This is a genomic window from Bacillus sp. UNC438CL73TsuS30, assembly GCF_000482325.1.
In the GTDB taxonomy this organism is placed as follows: Bacteria; Bacillota; Bacilli; order Bacillales; family Cytobacillaceae; genus Neobacillus.
Map to the genome: position 1 here is coordinate 930695 of NZ_KI535295.1, position 24326 is coordinate 955020.

Annotated in this window: 25 protein-coding genes, 1 riboswitch and 1 other annotated feature (1 of these 27 cut by a window edge); of the genes, 16 read left to right on the top strand and 9 right to left on the bottom strand. The window is 38.6% G+C overall.

Going from position 1 to position 24326, the window contains the following annotated elements; all coding sequences use genetic code 11:
- Nucleotides 1–162 precede the first annotated feature (162 nt).
- Together M028_RS0118390 and clpP are read left to right on the top strand one after the other, a co-directional pair.
- A complete protein-coding gene (locus tag M028_RS0118390; RefSeq protein WP_026575173.1) occupies nt 163–852 on the top strand; it encodes a sigma-70 family RNA polymerase sigma factor in 690 nt (229 codons plus the stop codon).
- Between the two features lie 28 nt (nt 853–880).
- On the top strand, nt 881–1462 hold the full coding sequence (gene clpP / locus M028_RS0118395) for an ATP-dependent Clp endopeptidase proteolytic subunit ClpP (protein ID WP_026575174.1): 582 nt from the start codon (nt 881–883) through the stop codon (nt 1460–1462).
- A gap of 61 nt (nt 1463–1523) precedes the next feature.
- Here clpP and M028_RS0118400 read toward each other — a convergent pair whose 3' ends face one another.
- Nucleotides 1524–2306: a GNAT family N-acetyltransferase gene (locus M028_RS0118400; protein WP_026575175.1), complete on the bottom strand. Its 783-nt coding sequence runs from the start codon at nt 2304–2306 to the stop codon at nt 1524–1526.
- Nucleotides 2307–2477: 171 nt separating this feature from the next.
- A complete protein-coding gene (locus tag M028_RS0118405; protein WP_026575176.1) occupies nt 2478–2759 on the bottom strand; it encodes a hypothetical protein in 282 nt (93 codons plus the stop codon).
- Between the two features lie 118 nt (nt 2760–2877).
- Between M028_RS0118405 and M028_RS0118410 the strand changes: the two genes are divergently transcribed.
- Entirely contained in the window at nt 2878–3336 is a 459-nt protein-coding gene (locus M028_RS0118410) for a GNAT family N-acetyltransferase (protein ID WP_026575177.1), read from the top strand.
- 40 nt (nt 3337–3376) lie between these two features.
- On the opposite strand, the gene M028_RS33395 is transcribed toward M028_RS0118410, so the two are convergent.
- Complete coding sequence (locus M028_RS33395; RefSeq protein ID WP_197031431.1) at nt 3377–3553, bottom strand: hypothetical protein; 177 nt, start codon at nt 3551–3553, stop codon at nt 3377–3379.
- A 291-nt stretch (nt 3554–3844) separates the two neighbouring features.
- Here M028_RS33395 and cysK point away from each other — a divergent pair, with 291 nt between their 5' ends.
- Together cysK and M028_RS0118425 are read left to right on the top strand one after the other, a co-directional pair.
- Nucleotides 3845–4768, top strand: coding sequence for a cysteine synthase A (gene cysK, locus M028_RS0118420; RefSeq protein ID WP_026575178.1), 924 nt, complete (start codon nt 3845–3847; stop codon nt 4766–4768).
- Nucleotides 4769–4975: 207 nt separating this feature from the next.
- Entirely contained in the window at nt 4976–5959 is a 984-nt protein-coding gene (locus M028_RS0118425) for a hypothetical protein (protein ID WP_026575179.1), read from the top strand.
- A gap of 57 nt (nt 5960–6016) precedes the next feature.
- Here M028_RS0118425 and M028_RS0118430 read toward each other — a convergent pair whose 3' ends face one another.
- The gene (locus tag M028_RS0118430; protein WP_026575180.1) at nt 6017–6691 is read right to left on the bottom strand and encodes a potassium channel family protein; all 675 of its coding nucleotides are present in this window, start codon (nt 6689–6691) and stop codon (nt 6017–6019) included.
- A gap of 156 nt (nt 6692–6847) precedes the next feature.
- A riboswitch (cyclic di-AMP (ydaO/yuaA leader) is annotated at nt 6848–7028 on the bottom strand.
- A 138-nt stretch (nt 7029–7166) separates the two neighbouring features.
- Between M028_RS0118430 and M028_RS0118435 the strand changes: the two genes are divergently transcribed.
- Nucleotides 7167–8234, top strand: a complete 1068-nt coding sequence (locus tag M028_RS0118435) for a sulfite oxidase (protein WP_026575181.1) — start codon at nt 7167–7169, stop codon at nt 8232–8234.
- Between the two features lie 55 nt (nt 8235–8289).
- Here the strand turns inward: M028_RS0118435 and M028_RS0118440 are convergent, their stop codons facing one another.
- Nucleotides 8290–9594 carry an Nramp family divalent metal transporter gene (locus M028_RS0118440; RefSeq protein WP_026575182.1) on the bottom strand — a complete coding sequence of 435 codons (1305 nt, stop codon included), beginning with the start codon at nt 9592–9594 and terminating at the stop codon, nt 8290–8292.
- 298 nt (nt 9595–9892) lie between these two features.
- Here M028_RS0118440 and coaW point away from each other — a divergent pair, with 298 nt between their 5' ends.
- Nucleotides 9893–10684, top strand: coding sequence for a type II pantothenate kinase (coaW, locus tag M028_RS0118445; RefSeq protein ID WP_231510869.1), 792 nt, complete (start codon nt 9893–9895; stop codon nt 10682–10684).
- Between the two features lie 70 nt (nt 10685–10754).
- Nucleotides 10755–12638 (top strand): selenocysteine-specific translation elongation factor, encoded by a 1884-nt coding sequence (gene selB, locus M028_RS0118450; protein WP_026575184.1) that lies wholly within the window; start codon nt 10755–10757, stop codon nt 12636–12638.
- Nucleotides 12639–12677: 39 nt separating this feature from the next.
- Here the strand turns inward: selB and M028_RS0118455 are convergent, their stop codons facing one another.
- Complete coding sequence (locus M028_RS0118455) at nt 12678–14084, bottom strand: TerD family protein (protein WP_026575185.1); 1407 nt, start codon at nt 14082–14084, stop codon at nt 12678–12680.
- Nucleotides 14085–14455: 371 nt separating this feature from the next.
- Here M028_RS0118455 and M028_RS0118460 point away from each other — a divergent pair, with 371 nt between their 5' ends.
- The 8 genes from M028_RS0118460 (at nt 14456) to M028_RS0118495 (ending at nt 22633) form a co-directional block, all read left to right on the top strand.
- Nucleotides 14456–15922, top strand: coding sequence for an alanine/glycine:cation symporter family protein (locus M028_RS0118460; RefSeq protein WP_026575186.1), 1467 nt, complete (start codon nt 14456–14458; stop codon nt 15920–15922).
- Between the two features lie 158 nt (nt 15923–16080).
- Entirely contained in the window at nt 16081–17004 is a 924-nt protein-coding gene (gene hprK, locus M028_RS0118465; RefSeq protein ID WP_026575187.1) for an HPr(Ser) kinase/phosphatase, read from the top strand.
- Nucleotides 17005–17193: 189 nt separating this feature from the next.
- Nucleotides 17194–18165 (top strand): efflux RND transporter periplasmic adaptor subunit, encoded by a 972-nt coding sequence (locus M028_RS0118470; RefSeq protein ID WP_026575188.1) that lies wholly within the window; start codon nt 17194–17196, stop codon nt 18163–18165.
- Nucleotides 18165–18857 carry an ABC transporter ATP-binding protein gene (locus tag M028_RS0118475; RefSeq protein WP_026575189.1) on the top strand — a complete coding sequence of 231 codons (693 nt, stop codon included), beginning with the start codon at nt 18165–18167 and terminating at the stop codon, nt 18855–18857. The genes M028_RS0118470 and M028_RS0118475 overlap by 1 nt, the downstream gene beginning before the upstream one ends.
- Nucleotides 18854–20020 (top strand): ABC transporter permease, encoded by a 1167-nt coding sequence (locus tag M028_RS0118480; RefSeq protein ID WP_026575190.1) that lies wholly within the window; start codon nt 18854–18856, stop codon nt 20018–20020. The genes M028_RS0118475 and M028_RS0118480 overlap by 4 nt, the downstream gene beginning before the upstream one ends.
- A gap of 88 nt (nt 20021–20108) precedes the next feature.
- Nucleotides 20109–20780: a response regulator transcription factor gene (locus M028_RS0118485; RefSeq protein WP_026575191.1), complete on the top strand. Its 672-nt coding sequence runs from the start codon at nt 20109–20111 to the stop codon at nt 20778–20780.
- A 12-nt stretch (nt 20781–20792) separates the two neighbouring features.
- Nucleotides 20793–22049, top strand: a complete 1257-nt coding sequence (locus tag M028_RS0118490) for a sensor histidine kinase (protein WP_026575192.1) — start codon at nt 20793–20795, stop codon at nt 22047–22049.
- An 89-nt stretch (nt 22050–22138) separates the two neighbouring features.
- Entirely contained in the window at nt 22139–22633 is a 495-nt protein-coding gene (locus M028_RS0118495; protein WP_026575193.1) for a PepSY-associated TM helix domain-containing protein, read from the top strand.
- 21 nt (nt 22634–22654) lie between these two features.
- Here M028_RS0118495 and M028_RS0118500 read toward each other — a convergent pair whose 3' ends face one another.
- From M028_RS0118500 to M028_RS33880, 3 genes are all read right to left on the bottom strand, one after another.
- A complete protein-coding gene (locus M028_RS0118500; RefSeq protein WP_026575194.1) occupies nt 22655–22852 on the bottom strand; it encodes a hypothetical protein in 198 nt (65 codons plus the stop codon).
- Between the two features lie 77 nt (nt 22853–22929).
- Nucleotides 22930–23799 (bottom strand): cupredoxin domain-containing protein, encoded by an 870-nt coding sequence (locus M028_RS0118505; RefSeq protein WP_026575195.1) that lies wholly within the window; start codon nt 23797–23799, stop codon nt 22930–22932.
- A gap of 163 nt (nt 23800–23962) precedes the next feature.
- Nucleotides 23963–24094 carry a hypothetical protein gene (locus M028_RS33880; protein WP_269320943.1) on the bottom strand — a complete coding sequence of 44 codons (132 nt, stop codon included), beginning with the start codon at nt 24092–24094 and terminating at the stop codon, nt 23963–23965.
- A 127-nt stretch (nt 24095–24221) separates the two neighbouring features.
- Nucleotides 24222–24326, top strand: a binding site (T-box leader) (it continues 114 nt past the right edge of the window).

The window sequence follows — 24326 nt, forward strand, 5'->3', positions numbered from 1 at the left end:
GCAACTCTTTTTTGCATTTCAAATCAGACTCATTAAATAGATTGAATTATAAAAATTAAATCAAATCTGGTGGATTAAAACATAAAATAAATTACTTACCCCGTATCTTTTTAGCTCCCTTGAAACGTTTAAAGGATAGAGAGTGCTAAAGGAGTGAACACAATGTTAAACCGGTTAAATTCGTGTCCTGCAGAAAATAAAGAAGAGTCTATATGGCTTGAATATTATCCTAAACTTCAGCGGTATTGCCACTTTCTTGCCCAAAATCAATGGGATGGTGACGATATTGTCCAAGAGACCATTTTGAAAGCATTAAAGCATTACACCCATAATGAAACATTGTCTTCTGCTTTATTAAATAAGATTGCTTACAATTATTGGATTGACCAGATTCGTAAAAGGAAAAATGAATCGATTGAGGCAGAGGTCGAGCTTAATAACGAAGAGGCAAGGAGTCAGTTAGACAATATCATGGCTACTGTCGACATCATGCTAAGACAGTTTACTCCGAAGCAGGCAGTCATTTTTTTGCTTAAGGAAGGTTTTCAATATCAGCTCAAGGAAATTGCTGATCTTTTAAATACCACCGAAATGGCTGTGAAAGCGAATCTTCATCGGTCAAAGCAGCGCTTAGAAAAAGCGAAAGTAGAGGATTCAGCAGAAAAATATTGGGATGAAGAGGAGCGCAAGGTGCTTTCAGAGCTGTTTTATGAAGCTTTGAAGCTTCAAGATCCAACTGTTCTAATTGAAACGGTTCCTCAAATAAAAAGTGTTGTTGATTCGCCTAAACTTGTTTCTTTGCCATTAGAACAAACTCATTCTCCTTTAAGCACTCTCTGTATGGCTGCTTAGCCAATTACGCCTTTAAGGAGGAGTTTATATGAGTACGATTCCATATGTAATAGAACAATCCAACCGTGGGGAACGGTCCTATGATATTTATTCACGCTTGCTAAAGGATCGAATTATCATCATTGGTGATGAGATTAATGATCAAGTTGCTAACAGTGTAGTAGCACAATTATTATTTTTAGCAGCTGATGCTCCTGATAAAGAAATTTCTCTTTATATTAACAGTCCCGGCGGTTCGACTTCAGCTGGATTTGCGATTTTTGATACGATGCAATATATTAAACCAGATATTCGGACGATTTGCACAGGAATGGCAGCGTCGTTTGGAGCGATGCTGTTGCTTGCGGGCACGAAGGGAAAACGGTATGCACTCCCGAATAGTGAGATCATGATTCATCAGCCCCTTGGAGGTGCACGGGGGCAAGCCACTGAAATCGAGATTTCCGCACGCCGCATTTTGAAATTAAGGGAGCATGTGAATCAAATTATTTCGGATCGTACCGGTCAGCCGGTTGAAAAAGTAGCTAGGGATACGGACCGCGACTTTTTTATGAGCGCCGAGGAAGCAAAAGAATACGGGATCATTGATGAGATTCTTTATCCGAAATGATGATACAAAAATGCCTAGATTTTTTAATCTAGGCATTTTTTACTTTTCAATTTTTTTGAATTCAATCTCGTAATTCCGCAATACTCTTTCCACCCAAATATGCATGTCCCGTTTTCAATTTCGTAACCGTTTGAAATCCATACTTTTGATACACTTTCTCCACCTTTTCATTGATCGGAAACACCCAAAGGTTTTCTAGTCCCTTTTCAGTAACCTCCACCTGAATATAGTGAATAAGTTCACCAATTAAGCCTTTGCCTCGAAACTTTTCTAATGTAGCAACACTTTCCATACGGGCCTGATTTCCACTTACAAAAATACAAGCCGTTGAGCAAGCTGACCCATTATAACGGAGTAAATAATGATCAAAATTAGGATGATTAAATTCTACTTCAAACGCTTTCTCCCTAACTGCTTTGCCACCAAATTCCTTAATGCTGCATTCTATATGTAATGCTTCTAAAAAATTATCTTTTGTTACCAATTCAATCATAACATTTTCATTTCTTTCTTTTTCCACTATCTTATGATTCCATAATTGTACAGGACTGCATAATTCCTCAAAGCCAAAATGATTTAGTTTTAAATGGGATATTAAGTTTTGTTGGGCCTCTATATTATAAATATAGAACCTTGGAATAATATTTCTAGATTGATAAAAACTAATTACTTCATCAATAATTAATTGAGGCTTCTCGCAAACTTGATCAATATGAGCATGATTTGCATCATAATAAACAGGTTGATTTTCATTACAAAATAAGGCACCCCAAATGGTGTCTGTACGAGTCGTAAAGGTCTCCAAATAGGCAAAATCTAACTTGATAATATCTGGTAAATTCATTTAAAAACCTCCGTTTTAGTATTCCTGATAGTACTAGTTTAACATTTATATGATTTTGAAAATATCCCATGATTTGTTATTATTATGCAATACGTTTGTCCAATAAACGTTTTCTAATTGGAATAAACACAGGTAGTTCCCAAGAGACTACCTGTGTTTTGCTGCTCATAATCATTTTTCACGGTTGCCAGGATTGAAGGTACCATGCCCATGATGGACCCCATATCCAGGATAGTAACCAGTATGCCCGTGATGATACCCATACCCAGGATAATAACTACCATGCCCGTGATGATATCCATACCCAGGATAATAGCCGCCATGGCCATGATGATAACCTTGTCCAGGGTAATAGCCCCCATGCCCATGATGATAACCTGTACCAGGATAATAGCCCCCATGCCCGTGGTGATAGGCAGAGCCGCCAAAATTTCGAGAATTTTGTTTATCCAAATTTGTTTGCCTCCTTATTTCCTTTCAAATAGTGTATGTTTATAGAAATAATATGAGTGGATGCTTGACCTGCTTTTCCTTGGAAAAGGAATTTTCACTTTAGGGGGGGACTGAATGAATGATTGAAAAAATTGATTTTGAAAATAAAGGTCTTGTTAAAGAATTATATGAACTACAAAGAGCCTCCTATCTAATTGAGGCTGAGTTAATCAATTTTTACGATATACCTCCTCTAAAAGAGTCTTTTGAGGAATTATTGGAATCGAAAGAAACTTTTTTTGGTTATTTTGAAGGAGAGGAACTTGCAGGAGCACTATCATATGAACTCAAAGGGAATGAACTCTCGATTTGCAGAATGATTGTTCATCCCCAGTATTTTCGAAAGGGGATTGCCCGAAATTTATTATCCTATCTTGATGAAGACAAAAAAGAAATTCTGATTTTTAAAGTATCGACTGGCAGAGATAATACACCTGCTAAAAACCTTTACTTAAAAAATGGTTATCAGTTAGTTCAGGACATTGAAGTAGTTCCAGGTTTGTTTATCAGTACTTTTGAAAAAAGAAAGGCAGATTAGAAATGAAAACAACCCTGCACAAATCTGCTGGGTTGTTGAGTTAAGAAACCTTATGGCTTTCAATATAGGTTTCAAAAGCAGGATGAAATTCTTTTTGATAATGTTGATCCGGACAGGATTTGATGACAATCCCTTTTAAAGTTTTTGATTGATGAGTTTCTAATATTTTATTGCACTTAGGGCAACGATCAATAAATAGATTTTTAAAAAACCCCATGCTCAACCTCCTAATCCCTTTAATTCCAATGTTTATACTATGAATTATACAATATTTACGCCATTTTACAATAGGTATTGCTCTTTTTTATAGTATGGAAGGTTAAAAGTACTTGTGAATAAAAAATGAAGTTGAGAATGAACAAAATATGTTTATAGTGATTGTTTAGTAAAATAATTTAAAAGAAGAGGCGAGGTTGTTTCTTCTTTTCTAAAACTTCGATATTTGAATTATGGAGAGCAAAAGCTTATAATTCCAATAGAAATATACTGAATGAAACGGAGTGCTATTATGAAACTACATAATTCTATTTTAGAGCTGATTGGGCATACCCCAATCGTAAAGTTAAATCATTTGGCAGACCCAAACGGTGCTTCTGTTTACATTAAATTGGAATCCTTTAATCCCGGAGGTAGTGTAAAAGACCGTGCTGCTTTTAACATGATTAATGTAGCCGAAGAAGAGGGGAAAATTATTCCTGGAAAAACCGTTATTATTGAGCCAACATCGGGAAATACCGGAATTGGTTTAGCGATGGTTTGTGCCGCCAGAAAATACCGTTGTATCATTACGATGCCGAATAATGCAACAGAAGAGAGAATTAAAATTCTAAAAGCTTATGGTGCAGAGGTACATTTAACTTCATCTGAACATGGGATGCGTGGAGCGATTGAAGAAGCGTACCGTATTGCGGAAGAGACTCCCGATTATTTTATTCCGATGCAATTTGAAAACAGTGCCAATTCTGATGCTCATCGTGATACAACAGCGATTGAAATCTACGAGGCATTTCAAGGGAAATTAGATGCCTTTATCTGTACGGCAGGAACAGGCGGTACCGTTACTGGCACGGGTGAAGTACTAAAAGAAAAAATACCTAATCTAAAGATTTACGTGGTTGAACCTGCTGGGTCGCCCGTTTTATCTGGAGGTCGCCCTGGCCCGCATAAAATTCCAGGGACGGGACCTGGATTTATACCAAAAATTTTAAATCAATCTATTTACGATAAAATTTTATTAATTGAGGATCAGGATGCACAGAACATTGCACGCCGTCTGGCTGCTGAAGAAGGAATTTTAGTTGGAGCCTCAGGAGCAGCGTCTATCTATTATGCTTTAGAAATTGCCAAAAAACTTCCTTCTGATGCAAATGTCTTAGGATTGGCACCGGATACCGGTGAACGTTACTTATCATCTGATTTATTTCCAATTTAAATAATAGGATAAATGTCTTAAAAAAGCTGCTTAGGTAGCTTTTTTCTTTTTTTACTTAGGCTTTGTTAAAAGGTGATGTAAAATCCGATTTTGGGGATTAACTTTTCACTGCATAAAAACTTTGAGGAAAAACTTATTTTTTCTTATATGTAAAAAAGTCTGGTACAATCAAAATTATGATGCAAAACAGGAGAGGGTAGCCTTAGGATGGATGAGTCAAAATTGTACGCCTATTGTTTACAAGGAGATGTAATCGCAGCATATAAATATCTCCGTTCAGTTCCAGATAAAAATGCTAAATTTATAGAACTGGAATCGAAATATTATCAACGTTTTTTTAGTGAAAATCCGAATGATCGTTTTAAATCCGAGGATCCCTGGATCCAAAAGGTTCTTTCTTTCTATTTCGAATACTTCAGGTCGGTGTTAACGCATAAAAGTGTGATTTATTCAGAAAATCGACTTAGGCGTTCGCTTTCAGATTTAATTTATGGTCATCAACAAGATGAGGAATTGGACCGATTGGAGGAGCAATTATCGATCCAATTTAAAGAAAAAGGGTATCAGTTTGTCGGTGGGGTAACACCGCCATATAGGGGCCCATATATTTGGAAAAAAACCGATAAAGAGAATTTTACAGTCGAACTGCCACACCATACCCAAAAAGTAACGGTTTATTTTTTGTCTGATTTTATTTTACAAAGCTGGGCCCATTATGCTACATTTGGTGAAAAATTTGCCGGTGGCTGGGCAAAGCCAGATGGGCTTTACTATGTAGCGGACCGTCCGGAGCATAAAAAGGAGAATCATGATTGCAGGGAATTTCAAATCAGTTATTTGAAGCACGAGGCCCAGCATTTCAGTGATTTTTCCCGTTTCCCCCATCTTCAGGCTAAGGATTTAGAATACCGTGCAAAGCTGGTTGAATTAATATACGAACCAAATTCATTTAAACTGATAAATAAATTTTTTTATGAAAAGAAAAATGATCCGTTTCTCCCGCATTCTTATTCTTCTTTGGTCATTTTGAAAAGATTATCGGAAATTGCATTTGGGGTAGAGGAGATTCCTAGTTTAGAAAAATGGGAGAAATTAAGTTCAGACCGAGTTCGGGAATGGGCACTGGGTTTGTACGAGGAAAATACGGCTAAGCTTATGGAAAATGGTAATCAAATCAGGGGAATTATTTAGTGGAAAAAGAGCTTGTGGATCCATTGTTTTTCAGTGATCCTAGCTCTTTTTCCTTTTTTATATGATAAAAAGTGCCTTTTCAGTTTTCGTTTCAAATTTCTTTAAAAGTTTCTTTTCACCCAGGACAACAAGAGTATCACCAGGATGAATCTTGTCATCTGGAAATGGTGAGATGTTCATCTTTCCGTCACTTTTAATGGCGATAACACTTAATTGGTATTTTGCCCGAATATCCAATTCACGAAGGCTTTTTCCTATCATGAATGAAGAGGCAACAATTTCTTCTATTTTATATTCATCGGATAGTTCAATAAAATCAAGGACATTAGGTGACAAAAGATTCTTAGCAATTCGGATGCCTGTTTCTCGTTCAGGTAAAACGACCCGATCAGCCCCGACCTGAGTAAGAACTTTTGCATGCTGATTTGTTACAGCCTTTGCTATAACTTGTTTAGCCCCTAATTCTTTTAAAATCATGACAGTTAAAATACTTGCTTGAATATCGTTTCCTATGGCTACCACAACCACATCCATGTTCCGAAGACCTAGCTCTTTTATTACCCTCTCATCTGTTGTATCTGCAACTACTGCATGTGTTGAGAAATCTGAATTTTCTTGAATCCTTTTCTCGCTTTTATCAATCACTAAAACTTCTGCACCTTCTTTAAATAACTCAGCTGAAAGATTCGAACCAAAGCGGCCCATCCCGATTACTGCAAACTGTTTAGACATATGTAAGACCTCTCCCGAAATACATTATTTAAGAGTTTGATAGTGTAGTTTTTTTCAGAACCCACCTAAAAAATAAAAAAGCCACGGAAGAGAGAGATCTCCTCGTGGCGGCTTTTGGGCATCATGAAATAAACATGCTGCTTGCACGATTAAAATGATATCTCTTCAATACGCTTACGAGGTTAGCTGACGGATTCGGATGTAAGAGTCACCCTACTTAAAAAGACATGGATCAGAATAGAAATATCTTTTAAAGATTCACCCCATAGAAAAGTTTTTGTGAGACTCTTCAATGATGGTTCCCCCGTTCCCAATTGGAACTCAGCGATTCAAAAAATTAAATTACGAATCATATCTTACTCCCTCTATTAGAATTTGTAAATACTATAAAGTAAACTCATTAGTTTGGTCTTCTTTTTTGTGGATTTTTTCATATGAATGAAGTAAAAAAATTTTATTTTTAGAGAGGGGATTTATGCAAAATTCACAAAAACCGAATGTTAAACCTTATTTGACCACTAAAACGTTAGACCCTGAGAATCAGGAAACACCAATTCATTTTATCCATAAAGATTTTGTAACTGAAAACCTATTTTATCGGAGGAACCATTTTTCTTACCCAAATTTTGTATCTTCCTTTTATTGGCTTCATGTTGATGGCTCTGTACATTATCATAGAACGTTTTCACTGCAGGAAATTCAAGCATTGCCGTCCAAAACAGTAAAGACTGTACTCGAATGCGCGGGGAATAAGAGGGGATTTTTTAAACCAAAAGTATTTGGCGAGCAGTGGCAAAAAGGGGCAATCAGTCAAGGTATCTGGAAGGGTGTCTCATTAAGAACATTGCTCGGGTACACGGGTGTAATGGAAACAGCGAGAGAAGTAGTTTTTGAGGGATATGACTTTGGCGTACGAACAGAGTCGAACGAGCTTACTTATTATAGTAGAAGTTTGCCGATTGAAAAAGCACTTCATCCCGATACCTTAGTTGCCTATGAATATAATGGAAAGCCGCTTCCTTTTGAGCACGGTTTTCCTCTAAGGTTAATTGTCCCGGAATGGTATGCAATGGCCTCAGTAAAATGGATTAAAAAGATCACCGTGATTGACCATGAATTTAGAGGCCCTTTTCAGGCAGTTGATTATGTCTATTACCCCAAAAAGGATTCAGAGGAGGGAAAATTACCTGTGACAACAATTAAAATAAACTCAACGATTCAACAGCCACTGGACCGGCAAATACTTAATACCGGAGTTCACACTATTGCAGGGATTGCCTGGACTGGTAGAGGGGTGATCACGAAACTTGAAGTGAGTGTGGACGGGGGGATGACTTGGAGTCTTGCTGAATTGGTGCAATCACCGGAAAAGTATGCTTGGGTTCGTTGGGAATATAAATGGGAGGTGCCTGAAAGAGGGGAGTACACCATCCTTTCGAGGGCAATGGAATCAGAAGGCGGAGAGCAGCCAAAGGAAGCGGTATGGAACCGTAAGGGGTATGGTTATAATGCAATCGATACGATTAAGGTGAAAATTGAATAATGGACAAATAAGGAAGTAAAAAGCACACGATATCTAACTCGTGTGCTTTTTACTTTTATCCAAAAAATGTCTGAGCAATTAACCAGCAGTTTAACCCTAAAATCACGATAGCAAAGATCGTTGATAGAATCGTAGTTATTCGTTTATTCGTTAACACACCCATTAACTCCTTCTTCTGGGTGAAGTAGATGAGCGCAATAATCGGACAAGGTAGAACAATACTTAGAACCACCTGACTGATAACAAGTGTCCGGGTTGGGTCAACCCCCATAGCAACGATAATAAAGGTTGGAAGCATCGTCACCAATCGTCGAATCCATAATGGAATCGTAAATCCAACAAATCCTTGCATAATGACCTGACCAGCCATCGTTCCCACCACAGAGCTTGAAACACCTGAAGCAAGTAATGAAATCAAGAATACACTTGCTGCGGCCGAACCAAGCAGCGGTGTCAAGGTATGGTAGGCCGTGGTAAGATCCGCAATATGACTGTTTCCAGTGGTGTTAAAGACGGATGCAGCCATATACATCATGGCTAAGTTGACAAATCCGGCAAGCGTCATGGCAATCATGATTTCTTTTGTACTAAACTTTTGAATTTTGATTTTTTCCATATCATTTCGTGGCACAATTCGATTTTGAGTCAGGCTCGAGTGCAAATAGATTGCATGTGGCATGACTGTTGCACCGATTACACCAACTGCCAGTATAATACTTTCTTTGTTGCCGAGCCACGGTGTTACACTATGGTAGGCAATTAGACCAAGATCCGGTTTTGAAATGACGGTTTCAACTAAATAACATAAGCCGATAAGAACAGCAAATGCGGCAATGAATTTTTCTAACGGGCGGAATCCGAATTTTTCTAACATTAAAATAAGATAGGTGACAATACCGACGATAATCGTTGCATAGAGCATTGGGATACCGGCAAGTAAATTTAGTGCGAGCGTTGCACCTAAGAATTCAGCAAGGTCGGTAGCCATTGCGGCCAGTTCTGAAACCACCCACATGCCGTAGGTCAGCCATTTTGGCATATGGTCCCGGCAAACCTCTGGAAGACTTCTTCCAGTAGCAATTCCTAATTTTGCTGACATATTTTGCAGCAACATGGCCATCAAGTTAGCTAAAACGATTACCCAAAGCATTTTATAACCAAAGCTCGCACCACTTTGAATATTGGTTGCGAAATTTCCTGGATCTACATAGGCGATGGAGGCAATAAATGCAGGTCCGAGAAACGGAAGTAGTGCACGGATGCCTTTAACATTTCCATTAATGGCATCTCTTGCGGCTGAGACCGTTCGGCTTTCTGCAGCCCGAGCCCTCTGAACAGTAACTGAATCTGTTTGGCTCATAAGACACCATCCTTTCTTTAAGTTTATTTTTCGTTATACCAAGGTTTGTTCATTCGTCAATAAAAGTTTCCCTAATGCAAATTTTTCTATATCACTATTATATAAAATTTTGAAAAATTTGTGTACGCTTTTGCTTGAAAAAAATATGCGAATTCTAAAAAAGGGTATTTAACTATTAGGGAAAAAGGGAAAACGAGGCATTATATAGCCTAAGGTTTATGAGAGGTGAGAAGGGAATCCTAAGTGAATTGTCAAATACATAATGAAAAGCAACACTAAAGGAGTGTTTAGTTTGAAGGTGGGAATAGATGCGGGCGGCTCGTTGATTAAGATTGCGTATCAAGAAAAAAATAGAATGCATTATAAAAGGTTTTCAATTTTTGAGATGGAAACTGCTATAGCTTGGTTGAAAATAATTGCACCCAATGTAAAAGCTGCTTTGACCGGTGGATTAGCACATATCATTCAACAAGATTTTTTTCCAGATGAAATCATTATTCCGGAATTTCAAGCGACATGTGAGGGAGCAAAGTTACTTTTACAAGAGGAAGGGGGAAAATTGGAGGATCCCTTTCTATTAGTCAATATTGGAACTGGAACATCGTGGCATGTTGTGAATGGAGATGAGTATGAACGGATTCTTGGAAGTGGAATGGGGGGAGGAACCTTTACGGGGCTTGGTTCTTTGTTAACGAAAGTGGAGGATTTTCATGAGCTGACAATCCTAGCAAATGAAGGTGACAAAGGCAAAGTGGATTTACTAGTGAGGGATATTTATGAATCGGCCGAACCACCGATTGATGGGAACCTAACAGCTGCCAATTTTGCAAAAGGGAAAAAGGTGAAGCACACAGATGCAGACCAAATGGCGGCCCTTTCAAATATGATCACGGAAACCATTGTGTTATTAACGCTTCAGGCCGCGGCTATTCATCAAGTAAAGCAAGTGGTCTTTATCGGAAGTACATTGGTCAGGAACCAGTCGTTACGAAAAGGACTTGAATTTTACATGAACAGGCTAGGACTTACGGGAGTGTTTTTAAAGAACGGTGAATACTGTGGGGCAGTCGGGGCTTACTTTTCTGTCTAAAAATGTTCGCTTGAACAAATTAACCATTAAAGCTACAGTAAAGGTGAGAACAAAAAAGTAGGTGGCAGGCTTGGAAAAAAGGTATTTTACAATTGGGATGGCGGGGCATATTGATCATGGGAAAACATCCTTGACAAAGGCCCTAACGAATGTCGATACCGACCGCTTAAAGGAAGAAAAAGAACGTCAAATCTCAATCGAACTCGGATTTGCTCCATTATATGAAGATGATGAAATACAAATATCAGTGATTGATGTGCCAGGACATGAGCGGTTTATTCGGCAAATGATTGCCGGGGTTGCCGGTATTGACCTGGTGGTGCTTGTTGTGGCGGCTGATGAGGGCGTCATGCCGCAAACAAGTGAACACCTGGAAATTCTTCGTTTCCTTGGAATCAAAAACGGAATTATTGCCATTACTAAAATTGACCGTGTAGAAGAGGAATTCATTGAGCTGGTTAAGGATGATATTTTAGGTGAACTTTCAGGAACTGTATTTGAAGATGCACCATTTGTTCTAGTGGACAGTCTTTCTAAAAAAGGAATTGAAGAACTAAAAGAATTAACCATTAAAACCTTAAAGGAAAAAGAAATGCGCGATGCCAAGGGGGCTTTTCGTCTGCCGATTGACCAGGTTTTCTCTGTGAACGGTCAGGGAACGGTCGTAAGAGGTACTGTATATGAAGGGACAGTTGAAGAAGGACAGATATTAAAAATTCTGCCTGCGGGGCTTGATGTCAAGGCTAGGCAAATTCAGGTCCATCACCAGCCGGCACAAAAAGCCTTTGCTGGTCAAAGGGCTGCCATTAATCTTTCCGGAGTTGCAAAGGAAGACATAGAACGAGGAGATGTCCTTGTATCATCCGAACATTTTATCGTGTCAAAAATAGTGGATGTTGCAATACGGGTTGTGGAAGACCTTGAGCATATTGTCAAACAGCGTATGCCTATTAAGCTTCACATTGGAACTTCAGAGGTAATGGGGAGAATTGTCTTTTTTGACCGAAATCTGCTTGATGAGGAGACGGATGAAATTCTTTGCCAGCTTAGGTTGGAAGAAGAAATTCTCACGAAACGCGGAGACCGCTTTATTCTTCGCAGGCCAAGCCCAGCGGAGACGATCGGAGGGGGCTGGGTAATTGATCCTCGAGGAGATAAATATAAATTCGGAAATCAGACGATTGAAGAGTTGGAGAAGAAAAAGGCAGGTTCCCCGAAAGAGCGAATCTTTATAGCTTTAATGGAAGCAAAAAGCCTTTCCATTACAGAATTAATTAAGCGAACTGCACTTGACGAAGTGAAGTTAACGGAGCAATTAAAGGATGAAGAATTTATTTTATATAATGGTAAAGAGTTAACAATGATGACGCTCATCCATTCAATCGAAGAGGATATTTATGACCGCTTGCAGGACTATCAGCAGCTGCACCCAATGAAATCCGGAATGAATAAAGCAGAGTTGCTCCAAACCATGCTAAAAAGGATACCGAAAGCTTTATTGGAGTTCGTACTGGATAATGGTATCAATAATGGAGTTTTCAAACGAAAAGATCAATTTGTTTCTATTTCTAGTTTTATTCCGCATGTGCCAAACAACTGGAAAAAACGTTCGGAAAATATGCTTGAAGCATTGAAAAAAGATGGCCTAAAGGTTCGTAATCTAAAAGATTATTTTTCGGCTGCAGGTATTCCAGAATCGTTGGAAGTGGACTTAGAGCGTTTATTAGAAGATAAGAAATTGATTGTTTCATTGGATGAACAACTAGCTTATTCCGGGGAGGTATTCAATGCAGCAGTGGAAAAACTTCGCAGTGGTACTGATGGGGAGTTTGACGTTGGAAAAGCAAAAGAAATTTTAGATCTTTCTCGAAAATACATGATTCCGTTTTTAGAAAAATTAGACTCAATGGGGCTTACAAACAGGGTTGAAAATAAACGTTTTTGGGTGAAATGAAAAAAGCCGTAATCCACTAGGATTGCGGCTTTTAAGCTGTTAGGAAAGAAATTCTCCAGGATTTAATCCAAGCTCACGGCAAATATCCGATACCATTTGCTTTTCAAACTGATCAAAATTTCCATCTGCATAGCCAATGGCGATACAATAACGTGCAATCAATCTTGCAATTTCCGGTTTAGTTCTTACCTTACCTAATGCACGAAATGCCTCTGCACGCCCCATCATATGATCTTGTTCAATCTTGGATACAAATAAATTAAATTTCTGAATGACTTTTTGTGAGTCAAAAACACGTAGTTCCTCACTTTGGTGAACAAACTCAAGCATTTTTTGTCGTTCTGATGCATCAAGATGACCATCTGCCATCGAAACTAATGCACACGCAGCAACAACTGCCTCTAAAACATCTTGACTTTTGTAACGGTTGAATAACTCCTGAGCCCTTCTTTTTTGCGTATTTGCCCATTCTACATAGTCCGTCTGAGAAGGGGACCAGGAATTTCCACAGCTATTACAAGTAAATTTCAACTGATTTTTCCCAATAAAGCCGCCTAATAATCCGATTGGCCCAAGAATGAGCCCTCCAATTGCAGCTTTTCCGAGCCCAAAACCCTTTTGTCCTGTACGGACATTGGATGAATGACAGCGAGGGCAAATAATATCCTCACCGCTATAAGTTGAATTATTATTTGGAGCCTGAGGATAGGTTTGCGACGCCGGGTATCCATAAGCAGGCTGCTGATAAGGTGTAACAGATGGCTGGCTATGTTGATATGATTGATTTTGTTGGTACGAATGTTGACTAGGCGTATTTTGTTGGAAATTCGAGTGTTGATTGGCAGGCGATACTGAGGCCGGTGCCGGAGCATCATCAACGGTTACCCCGAAATTTTTACAAAGCGCTGCCAAGCCGCCTTGAAAGCCGCTGGCGATTGCATTGAACTTCCACTCGCCATTGTGTCGATATAATTCGGCCGCCACAATCGCCGTTTCCACTGTGAAATCGCGACCAAGATTAAAGCGTAACAATTCTTCATTGGTTAGTTCATTAAAAATTCGCACATAGGAATCGGAAATTTGTCCAAAATTTTGCTGTTTTACTTGAGCATCATGAATCGTAATCGTAAAAGCAATCCGGTGAATATGACCGGGGACGTTTTTTAAATTGATCTTAATTTGCTCATCATCCTTAACCCCGGAACCAACTCGGTTATCACCACTATATAATATGGATCCGTTTCCTCCGGAAGGGTTGTTATAAAAAACAAAATCCAAATCATTTTGGACCATTCCGTTTTGCCCGATCAGGAAGGCAGAAGCATCAAGGTCAAAATTGGAACCCATATTACTAATATTCCAGCCTAATCCTACAACAACATTTTCAAGACTCGGGTGAGACTTGGTTAAATCTACTTTTTGACCTTTACTAAGCGAAACACCCACAAACTTCACTCCTATCCACTGTCATTTAATTATTATAAAACGATATATGTAATACTGGAAATTTCTCTGTTAAATAATACGAAAAAATAGTTGATAGGTTTCATATTTTTATTCAAAGCTATTCTGAATAATAATTAAAAATATTTTGAAAATTCAATAGATATACTTAGAAACAAATTGTTTAGATTAAAAAGTGAAATAAGAGGCATATTTATCCGAAAATTTTGACATAAAAGATATATCAGTAAAGTCATACTTTTCAAAAAGGATGCACAGATATTTTATTGAAATATTAACTGCAGTCATTTATACTTTTAATAACAACATAGAGAATTGCGAAAATTCAGATACAGATAAAAAGGGGGATTTTTATGGTAGAAAAATTGGTAACAAGTATTAATGGGTTTTTGTGGAGCCCTGTGTTAGTTATCTTTATTGTAGTGGTAGGCTTGTACTTTAGTTTCCGAACAAGATTTCTGCAGATTCGCCATGTTAAAGAAATGATTCGTTTATTATTATCAGGCAAAAGCTCAAATGAGGGCGTTTCTTCTTTTCAGGCATTAGCCATGTCATTATCTGGTCGTATCGGTGTAGGGAATATCGCTGGAACGGCAACAGGAATTGCATTTGGTGGACCGGGTTCCGTTTTTTGGATGTGGGTAATCACATTTATCGGTGCAGCATCAGCCTTTGTAGAGTCCACACTTGCTCAAATCTATAAAGAAAAGCAAGAAGGAGAGTATCGAGGGGGACCTGCGTTCTATATTGAAAAGGGACTTGGAATTAAATGGTTTGCTGTAATTTTTGCAGTTGCAACACTGCTCGCTATGGCAGTATTAATGCCAGGTATTCAGGCGAATTCAATCGCAGAAGGCGTTAAGAATGCTTTTGGTATTAACAATGCCGTTACTGGGATTGTGGTTATTGCACTTATGGGTCTTATTATTTTTGGTGGAGTCAAGCGAATTGCAAGAGTAGCAGAATTGGTTGTTCCGTTTATGGCTATTGGATATTTACTAATTGCAATTGCCATTATTGTGGTGAATTTTGATAAAATTCCGGAAGTATTTACACTTATTTTTAAGAGTGCCTTTGGAACGGAAGAAGTGTTCGGCGGTATTCTTGGTTCTACGATCATGTGGGGTGTAAAACGCGGACTATATGCGAACGAAGCCGGTCAAGGTACTGGGGCACATCCAGCAGCTGCAGCAGAGGTATCTCACCCTGCAAAACAAGGTCTTGTACAAGCATTTTCGATCTATCTAGATGTATTCTTAGTCGTTACTTCAACAGCTTTCATGATTTTGTTTACAAATTCTTACAACACTGTAGACGGAGCTGGAAAATTCTTAGTTCAACATCTAAAAGGCGTCGAACCAGGTCCCGGATATACTCAAGCAGCGGTTGATACGATTTTACCAGGTTTCGGTTCAGGATTTATTTCCATTGCACTATTCTTCTTTGCCTTTACAACGATTTTTGCTTACTACTATATTGCAGAAACAAATCTTGCTTATCTCGTAAAAGGCAAAAACAGAAAATTAGCTATGATATTATTAAAACTAGTTCTATTGGGTTCTACTTTCTATGGAGAAGTAAAAACTGCATCTACAGCTTGGGCTATGGGGGATATTGGACTTGGTATTATGGTATGGTTAAACCTAATTGCCATTTTTATCCTATTTAAGCCGGCTTTGCTTGCATTAAAGGATTATGAAGAGCAGCTGAAGCAAGGGAAGGATCCGGAATTTAATTCTACTAAACTAGGAATTAAGAATGCAGATTTCTGGGCCAATGGCTATGAAAAGGCTGGAAAGAATAAAAAGCAAGTAGTTTAAATTTTAAAAAATGGAAGCATCAGCCGCAATAGGCTGGTGCTTTTTCATTGTTTAGTGTACAATTTTTTGAAATATACAAAAAGGGACCTTGTAATCCTCCTTTTTATAAGTAAAATCTAGAATAAGAGGGTTAAAGAGATGGAGAGTGCTATATAGATGTGAAAATATTAACGGTAGAAAATTTAGTTCAAAAATTTTCATTGAAGGTATTAACTGGTGAAAACCAATTACAACAAAAAATCAAACAATCACGGTGTCATCGTCCGGGTTTGGAATTCGTTGGACATTTTGATTTTTTTCCGACTGAACGTGTTCAAATACTGGGAAGAAAAGAAGTAAATTATTTGCATAAGTTAAGCATTGAGGAACGTCAGATGCGCATTGGAAATATCGTTAAATATCATCCTCCTTGCTTTATTGTTACTGCTGGGGATGAAGGGCTGACCTATTTAAGAAAGTCTTGTATAGAAGAGGGTATCCCGTTATTATGTACAAGCACACCTCGAACGACTTCTGAATTTATTACTGAACTTGACGCTTATATGGTGAAAGAATTGGCCCCGGAAATCGCCGTACACGGTGTCTGTATCAATGTGTTTGGAATGGGTATTTTACTTCGGGGGAAATCTGGTGTCGGCAAAAGTGAAATTGCTCACACATTGATTGGCAGAGGCCACAAGCTGGTCGCTGACGATCTAGTTGTGTTGAAAAAACTCAGCCCACGAACGATTCTCGGTACGCATGATGGGAAAACAAAGGAATTTCTCGCCTTACGTAGTGTCGGGCTGTTAAATGTGGTCCGTGTATACGGAATTAAAGCTTTTCAAGAGGAAACGAGGATAGCCCTTGATATTGAACTGACAAAATGGCAGAAAAATTCTCTTAATAATGAATTGGATTACGAACCTGAATTTACTGAATATATGGGCGTTCCAATTCCTCATATTGAGATACAACTCCAACCTGGCCGTGATGTGGCGGGTTTAATTGAAGCTGCGGCAAATAACTGGCTTTTGAAGCAGCAAGGATACAATGCTGCAGAAGAGTTTATGAAGCGGCTAGAAACTGATTCTAATTGGTAAAAATTCTACCTAAGGTATACTGCCATTTTTGAGTGGCAGTATTTTTTTTAGATAGATAAGTACATATTTTTAATTACTTCTGCCCTTATGTGGGTTTTTTTTAAGGAAAAGTTAAGAATTAATTTGAATAATAGGCTTATTCCAAACTATCAGTGTCCTATTGGACAATAAGAAAAGGAGTAAGTATGTATGAAAAAAGGAATTATTATCGTTCTTTGTATTCTAGTAGTAGGTTTCGTAGGATTTCAGTGGTATAACTCAAGAACAAGTGCGCAGGAAGTAACAACTCAAGTTCGGACAGCTGTTGTTCAAAAAGGTAAAATGGAAGTGAAAATTAGCGGATCAGGTACAGTCCAGCCGGTAACATCTGAGGATATTAACTCTCCAATTAACAACAATGAAATCGATGAAGTGTTGGTATCAACTGGTGAATCGGTCAAAAAAGGGGAAGAATTGATTACTTTCACAGACGGAAGTGATCCCATTACATCACCAGCATCCGGTGAAATCACATCCCTTTCCGTCCAGGCAGGGCAGCGGGTGACGGACGGACAAGTTGTCGCTCATCTAACAAACTATAAAAATTTACAAACCGTTGTGCAAATTGACGAACTTGATATTCCGAAAGTGAAGAAAGGTCAAGAAGTCAGCATCAAAGTTAATGCATATCCGGATCAAACCTACACTGGAAAAGTAACCGCCATTGCGGATGAAGGAACTTCGACAAATGGTGTTTCAACGTTTGATGTAACCATTCATATTAGGAAGCCAAGTAATTTAAAAGTAGGTATGAGTACGGAAGCAAGCATTCTTACTGCAAGCAAGAAAGATGCCATTTATGTTCCAATTGATGCTGTCCATACAATGAATAATCAAAAATATGTATTAGTACAGAATGGAAACACTGATACAGCTGTTTCTCAGCAAAAAGTAGTAAAAACGGGATTAGCCAATGAAGATTATGTGGAAATTACCCAAGGTATAACAGCGGGAGAAATTGTTAAATTACCGCAGCTTGTGCAAAATTCTTCTTCCACTACCGGAATGAATCGCCGTATGATGCAAGGCAACTTTGGAGGCGGTATAGGCAGTTTTGGAAACGGAGGCGGTTTTAACCGAAATGGCGGAGGACAAGGATTTAGCGGAAGGACTGGTAATTAATGCAAAAAACGATTATCCAAATCAGTCATCTCATGAAAACTTATAAGCTTGGCGGAGAAACTGTTCATGCCCTGAATGATGTTTCCCTTGAAATTAATAAGGGAGAATTTTTAGCCATCATTGGTCCGTCTGGATCAGGAAAATCGACGTTAATGAATATGGTTGGCTGTCTCGACAGACCTGAATCTGGAACCTATCTACTGGATGGAAAAGACATTGGCAAAATGAATGATAACCAGCTGGCTATCATCCGTAATGAAAAAATAGGATTTATTTTTCAAAATTTTAACCTCTTAACGAAATTAACGGCAATTGAAAATGTTGAATTGCCTCTGCTTTATCGCGGAGTATCAGCAAAAGAGCGCAAGGATAAAGCATTGGATAGTCTTAAGAAGGTAGGTTTGCTGGATAGGTCAGGACATTTACCATCACAGCTATCAGGCGGCCAGCAGCAAAGGGTGGCGATTGCCCGGGCCCTTGCAGGAGCTCCCTCCATCCTTCTGGCAGATGAGCCGACAGGAGCATTGGATAGTAAAACAAGTAAAGAAATTATTGCAGTGATGAAGGAATTAAATGAAGTTGGTCACACGATAATATTAATTACTCACGACCTGGCAGTCGCCAAACAGGCAAAAAGAATGGTCAGCATCCAGGATGGGCAGCTTTTTGAGAATGGAGGTGAGCCCCTTTGAGCATTTACCAATCTATTAAAATGGCGCTTCGCAGCATAAAAAGCAATAAACTCCGTTCTCTTCTAACGATGCTGGGGATTATCATCGGTGTTTCATCCGTGATCATATTGGTCTCGATTGCACAGGGTTCTGCGAAAAATGTAACAAGCAGTATCAATCAGCTGGGGACCAATTTGTTGACCATCAATACATTTGGAACAGATTTATCGTTAACAGAGGATAAAATTGATCAATTAACCAAATTAAATGGAGTTAAAGCCACTTCCCCGGTTGTTTCGGGACGTGTTAATGTGAAAAAGGACCGGATTAATTCACAAGTTAGCTTAACTGCCACTAATGCTACTTATTCCTCTGTTCGGGATGCAAAGGTGACTCAAGGCCGCTTCATCAATGATTTAGATATTGAATATCGACAGAAAATTGCTGTCTTAGGTTCAGAAACAGCTTCAACCTTTTTTGGGGTAGACAACCCAATCGGCCAATATATCCAAGTGGACGGTACTTCTTTTAAAGTGGTAGGAGTTTTAGCATCAAAAGGAAGTTCCTTAGGTCAAAGTGGAGATAATGTCATTATTGTTCCGTTAAGTACCGGTCAGCGCTTAGTGAAAAGTACAAGTATAAACCAAGTATATTTACAAGGTAAAAGCCAAGACCAGATGGATTTTGTCATGAATGAAGTGGAGCGAAAGATGGCAAGCTTGTACCCGAATAAAAGTGATTCTTACAGTGTTACCAATCAGCAAGATGTCATGGACACATTAAGCTCAGTCTCTAATACGATGACAATGATGCTTGGTGGAATTGCAAGCATTTCCTTGTTGGTAGGCGGTATTGGAATCATGAATATCATGCTCGTTTCTGTTTCAGAACGGACAAAGGAAATCGGTATCCGGAAAGCAATCGGTGCCAAACGCCGCGATGTCCTACTGCAATTTTTAATTGAAGCGGTTGTCTTAAGTTCAATGGGGGGAATCATCGGCATTCTTGCTGGAATTGGACTCGGAAAGATCATTGCTTCATTGATGAACTTAACGATTGCCTATTCGACATCGGTGATTGTTTTGTCCTTTTTATTCTCGCTTTTGGTCGGTGTTGTGTTTGGTGTATTCCCAGCCAATAAGGCATCAAAATTAAGCCCTATACAGGCTCTTCGTTATGAATAATTGATGGAAAAAGAGCGATCGTATATTGCGGTCGCTTTGTTTCCTTTATAATAGGAGCTAGACTATTTTTTTAAAAGGAGCGCAAACCATGCGTTTATTAGTTGTTGAAGATAATCTGCCATTGTTAGAGTCCATTGTTGAATTATTGTCAGATGAATTTGAAGTTGATCAGGCATCAAATGGAGAGGATGCCTTGTTTTTAGCAAGGCAAAATATACATGATGCCATTGTTCTGGATGTAATGATTCCCGAAATCGATGGATTCGAAGTCCTCCAGTTGATTCGCAAGGAAGGTTTGAAGACTCCGGTTCTTTTTTTAACTGCAAGGGACTCGTTAGAGGATCGCGTAAAGGGGTTGGACAGCGGCGGTGATGATTATTTAGTAAAACCCTTCCAGGCAGCTGAGTTAAAAGCGCGAATTCGTGCTTTATTAAGGCGAAGCGGCAGTCTCACTACCGATCAAACCATCAAATATCGCGGTATTGAATTGTTGGGAAAAGAAAGAGATATTCTGGTTGAAAGGGAACCAGTTAAATTAACAACAAAGCAATATGAATTATTAGAATACCTCATTCAGAATAAAGGGGCGATTTTAACAAAAGAACAAATTTATGACCGGGTGTGGGGCTTTGATTCAGACACAACGATTGCAATTGTTGAAGTGTTTATGCACCATCTCCGCAAAAAACTGGAGCCATTCGGCTATCATTCAGATATCAAAACCATCCGCGGTGTCGGCTATATGCTGAATGAGGAGTAAAGGGGACAGCGAATGTTTCAGAAAACACATATAAGACTTACTCTGCTAAATTCTTTGGTATTTATTGTTTTAATCAGCATTCTTGGAAGCGTTATTTATTTTTATACAGAGCAAAAATTATATCAGGACGTGAACCGTTCCCTGCTGGAAACTGTGAATCATTTTCAAATTCAGCAACCTCAGCAAAAACAAGATCCGGATGGTGACGACGGTCAGAAATTTATGCACCGTGACCCGCGTATATTGACGTTAATATGGGATAAAAATAATCAACTTTTAACCGACCAAAACAGGGAGTCAGTGCTATTTCAAGATAATGAAAAACGCATCCATCCGAAAAAATTGAATTCCTTGCAGGATGTAAATGTTGAGAAATTTTCCTATCGCTATATTGCAACAAAAATCGATGTGCCCGTTTTAGGAAAAGTAACTGTACAAGTTGTTCGGAATACCAATTCCGAGAAGGAATTATTGGACCGCCTTCAGTTAATTATGCTGATCGGCTGTGGAATTGGGGTTATTTGTGCGGTCGGCACAGGGTATTTCCTGGCTGGCAGGGCGTTGGTACCCATCAAAAATGCCTGGCAAAAACAGCAGGAATTCGTCTCAGATGCCTCTCACGAATTAAGAACACCGCTTGCGGTGATCCAGGCAAAAACAGATTTACTGTTTCGTTCCCCTCAAGCAACGATTCAAGAGAAGGTTCTCGACATTTCCACGATTTCAACGGAATCTAGGAGACTTTCGAAGCTTGTCGCCAATTTATTAACGTTGGCAAGGTCCGATTCCAATCAAATTGAAATGAAAAAACAAAGTTTTCGCTTAGACGAATTATTAAAGGAAATTTATCAGCAGTATGAAGAATTCGTTTCTTATCAAGGGAAGAGCATACAAATGGATGCGCCGGTACCGGTTCAGTTTTTTGCCGATAAGGAAAGAATTCATCAGCTGATTGTCATTTTATTGGATAATGCGATTAAATATACGAAAGAAGGCGGTGAGATTCAGTTGTCCTGTCAGCAAAGCCATTCTTCCATTATCCTCCAGGTAAAGGACGATGGAATCGGGATCCCCGAGGCAGACATTCCGAAAATCTTCGACCGTTTTTACCAAAGTGATAAAGCACGTACATCTGTGGAAGGTACTGGATTGGGCTTGTCGATTGGAAAATGGATCATTGAAAAGCACCATGGAAAGACAAAAGTACAAATCGGCATTGGCAAAGGAACCACAATTGAAATTAATTTTCCTAGAACCCAGAAAAGTTGAATTGGGGTTCTTTTTTTTCTTAAGAAAAAGTTAAGGAAGTCCCTTCATAATATTTTTATCCAACTGAAACGGGAAGGGAGATTTTTGCGATGAAAAAAATGAGAAGAGCACATTTATGGATTGGTTTGATTGCATCCATCTTTATTTTTATGGAATCACTTACTGGTTTGTTGATGAACGAGCCTTGGTTGATTGGACAAACTCAGGGCGAAGGGATTCGCGGAAATTTCCAGCCTGGAGAATTCAATCAACAATATAATCAAGGGTCAAATTCACAAGGCACAGGCCAGGCTTCTGGACAACCAGGGCTGAATAATAATGGCCAATTCCAAGGAAGGAGGGGTTTCGGTGGGGATGGCAACTTTACTCCCGGAATGTTCAAAAGAGAATCTCAAGGTATGATGGGAATAATTCGTGGACTTCATGAAGGGAGAATTGGAACAACAAACATCAAATGGCTAATTGACTTAGTTGCACTAGCATTGATGGCCCTGACAGGAACTGGAATCTATTTATCCATTAAAGTACTTAGTGCCGAAAGAAAAGGGAAAAAACGAAGCGAAGACCCTTCCAAAGTAATGTAAGATTAGTAAAAAAGCTGCCATTCAGCCGGCAGCTTTTTGTTCTTTTTTCTTCACTTTGTTCCTTTTCCCAATTCTTCTAATCACATAAATTCCAGTAATTAATGCTAATAAATTCAATGAATCTCCAAAGTTAATCGTTAAGCTGAACTGATTATTCACTTTCACATCATTTTTGTTATTGTGTGTGCCAGGGGAAATCTCCTTTTCATTTTTTACCACAAAACCACCTCCAAAGGAAAACAACATATACTAGAATAAATATGAAAAAAGGCTTGGTTTCATGACCAAGCCCAAAATCATTTTACAATTACGGTCCCTTTAAACATCCCCATTCCACAGCTAAAGGTGTATTCACCCGTTTTGGTAGGTGTAAAAGAGAGATTGGTTGTTCCAACTTTTAAATTGACATTGTTTATATTAAACTCAGGCATTGTGAAAGTAGATAAGCAGCTATTTTCTAACGGATTATCAACGATGAGCTCGACGGGAACTCCTTTTTTCACAGTGATGACGTTTGGAGAGTAGCCGTGTTCAGTGACCTTCATTTGAATCTTTGGTGTTTGTTCATTGGATACATCGACTTCCTCTTGCGTAATTGAGGCGCTGTTTTGAGCATATGCATCATCACCTAGTAATTTTACATAGTCACTCCCATACATAAATAAAAATAATGAAACTGTAACCACACCAGCAGAAACAATCGCAAAAGGAGAAATGGCCTGGGTATCGAGCGAAAATTTTTTGTTTGTTTCTACCAATACAAATAAAATAACAAGACCCATGATGATGATATATAATCCTAGCAAAATAGCAAGCATGATAATTGGATTTTCAAACTGTAGCATCACTCCGAGCATTGCCCCCATTAGCCCGCTCATTAATCCAGCAAGAGCTCCATCAAGAATTGCCATCAACCCTATCGGCTGCCCGGCCAGGAATCCAATAAAGAAACCAATAATCATACTAACGCCACTCGAAAGAAACATATCACCCGAATAAATGCCAATTAAATATCCGGATAGGAGTCCGGCCATCATCGCCACGGCCATTGCAATCATCATGCCGGACATGCAGGTAATTTTCTTTTTCTCACGGTGAACCAGATAAAGACAATATATGGTCATGATCCACAAAACAGCAGTGGTGATTATAGATAAAATATTCATATGTAAATTCTCCTCATATTGAGATGGGATGAAAAAATAAACAAGATAAGAATATTATAAAGGGAATAATTGAAATGGAATTTCTTTTTTATAGGGATATTTTGAACGTTTAATGAAAACTGAAGGAAAATAAAAAAGACGCATAGACACGTCTGGAAGCCGATTATTTATCTTTTTCTTTATCGAGTGTATTTTTAAAAATCCGCTTTAATGCCTCATTTTGCATTTTTATATAGTCTAGCAGGAATTTTTTTTCTTCCTCTTCCTTTTCTAAATTATCTTGCTCCTGTTTCACAGAAAATCACTCCTTTTATTGCCATTTTAACCGATTTTATCAGGCTGGGAAATCCCTTCAGAAATATATTCCAAAATAGGATTTGACAATTTGTGTCGAGAAATATATAATTTTTTCAAAAATACTAATTGAAACATTGACGGGGACTAGTAAAATGAAGTTGTCTTATCTAGAGAGGAAACCATATGGTGGAAGGTTTCTTAAGATGGTCATTTGAACCTGCCTCTGAGTT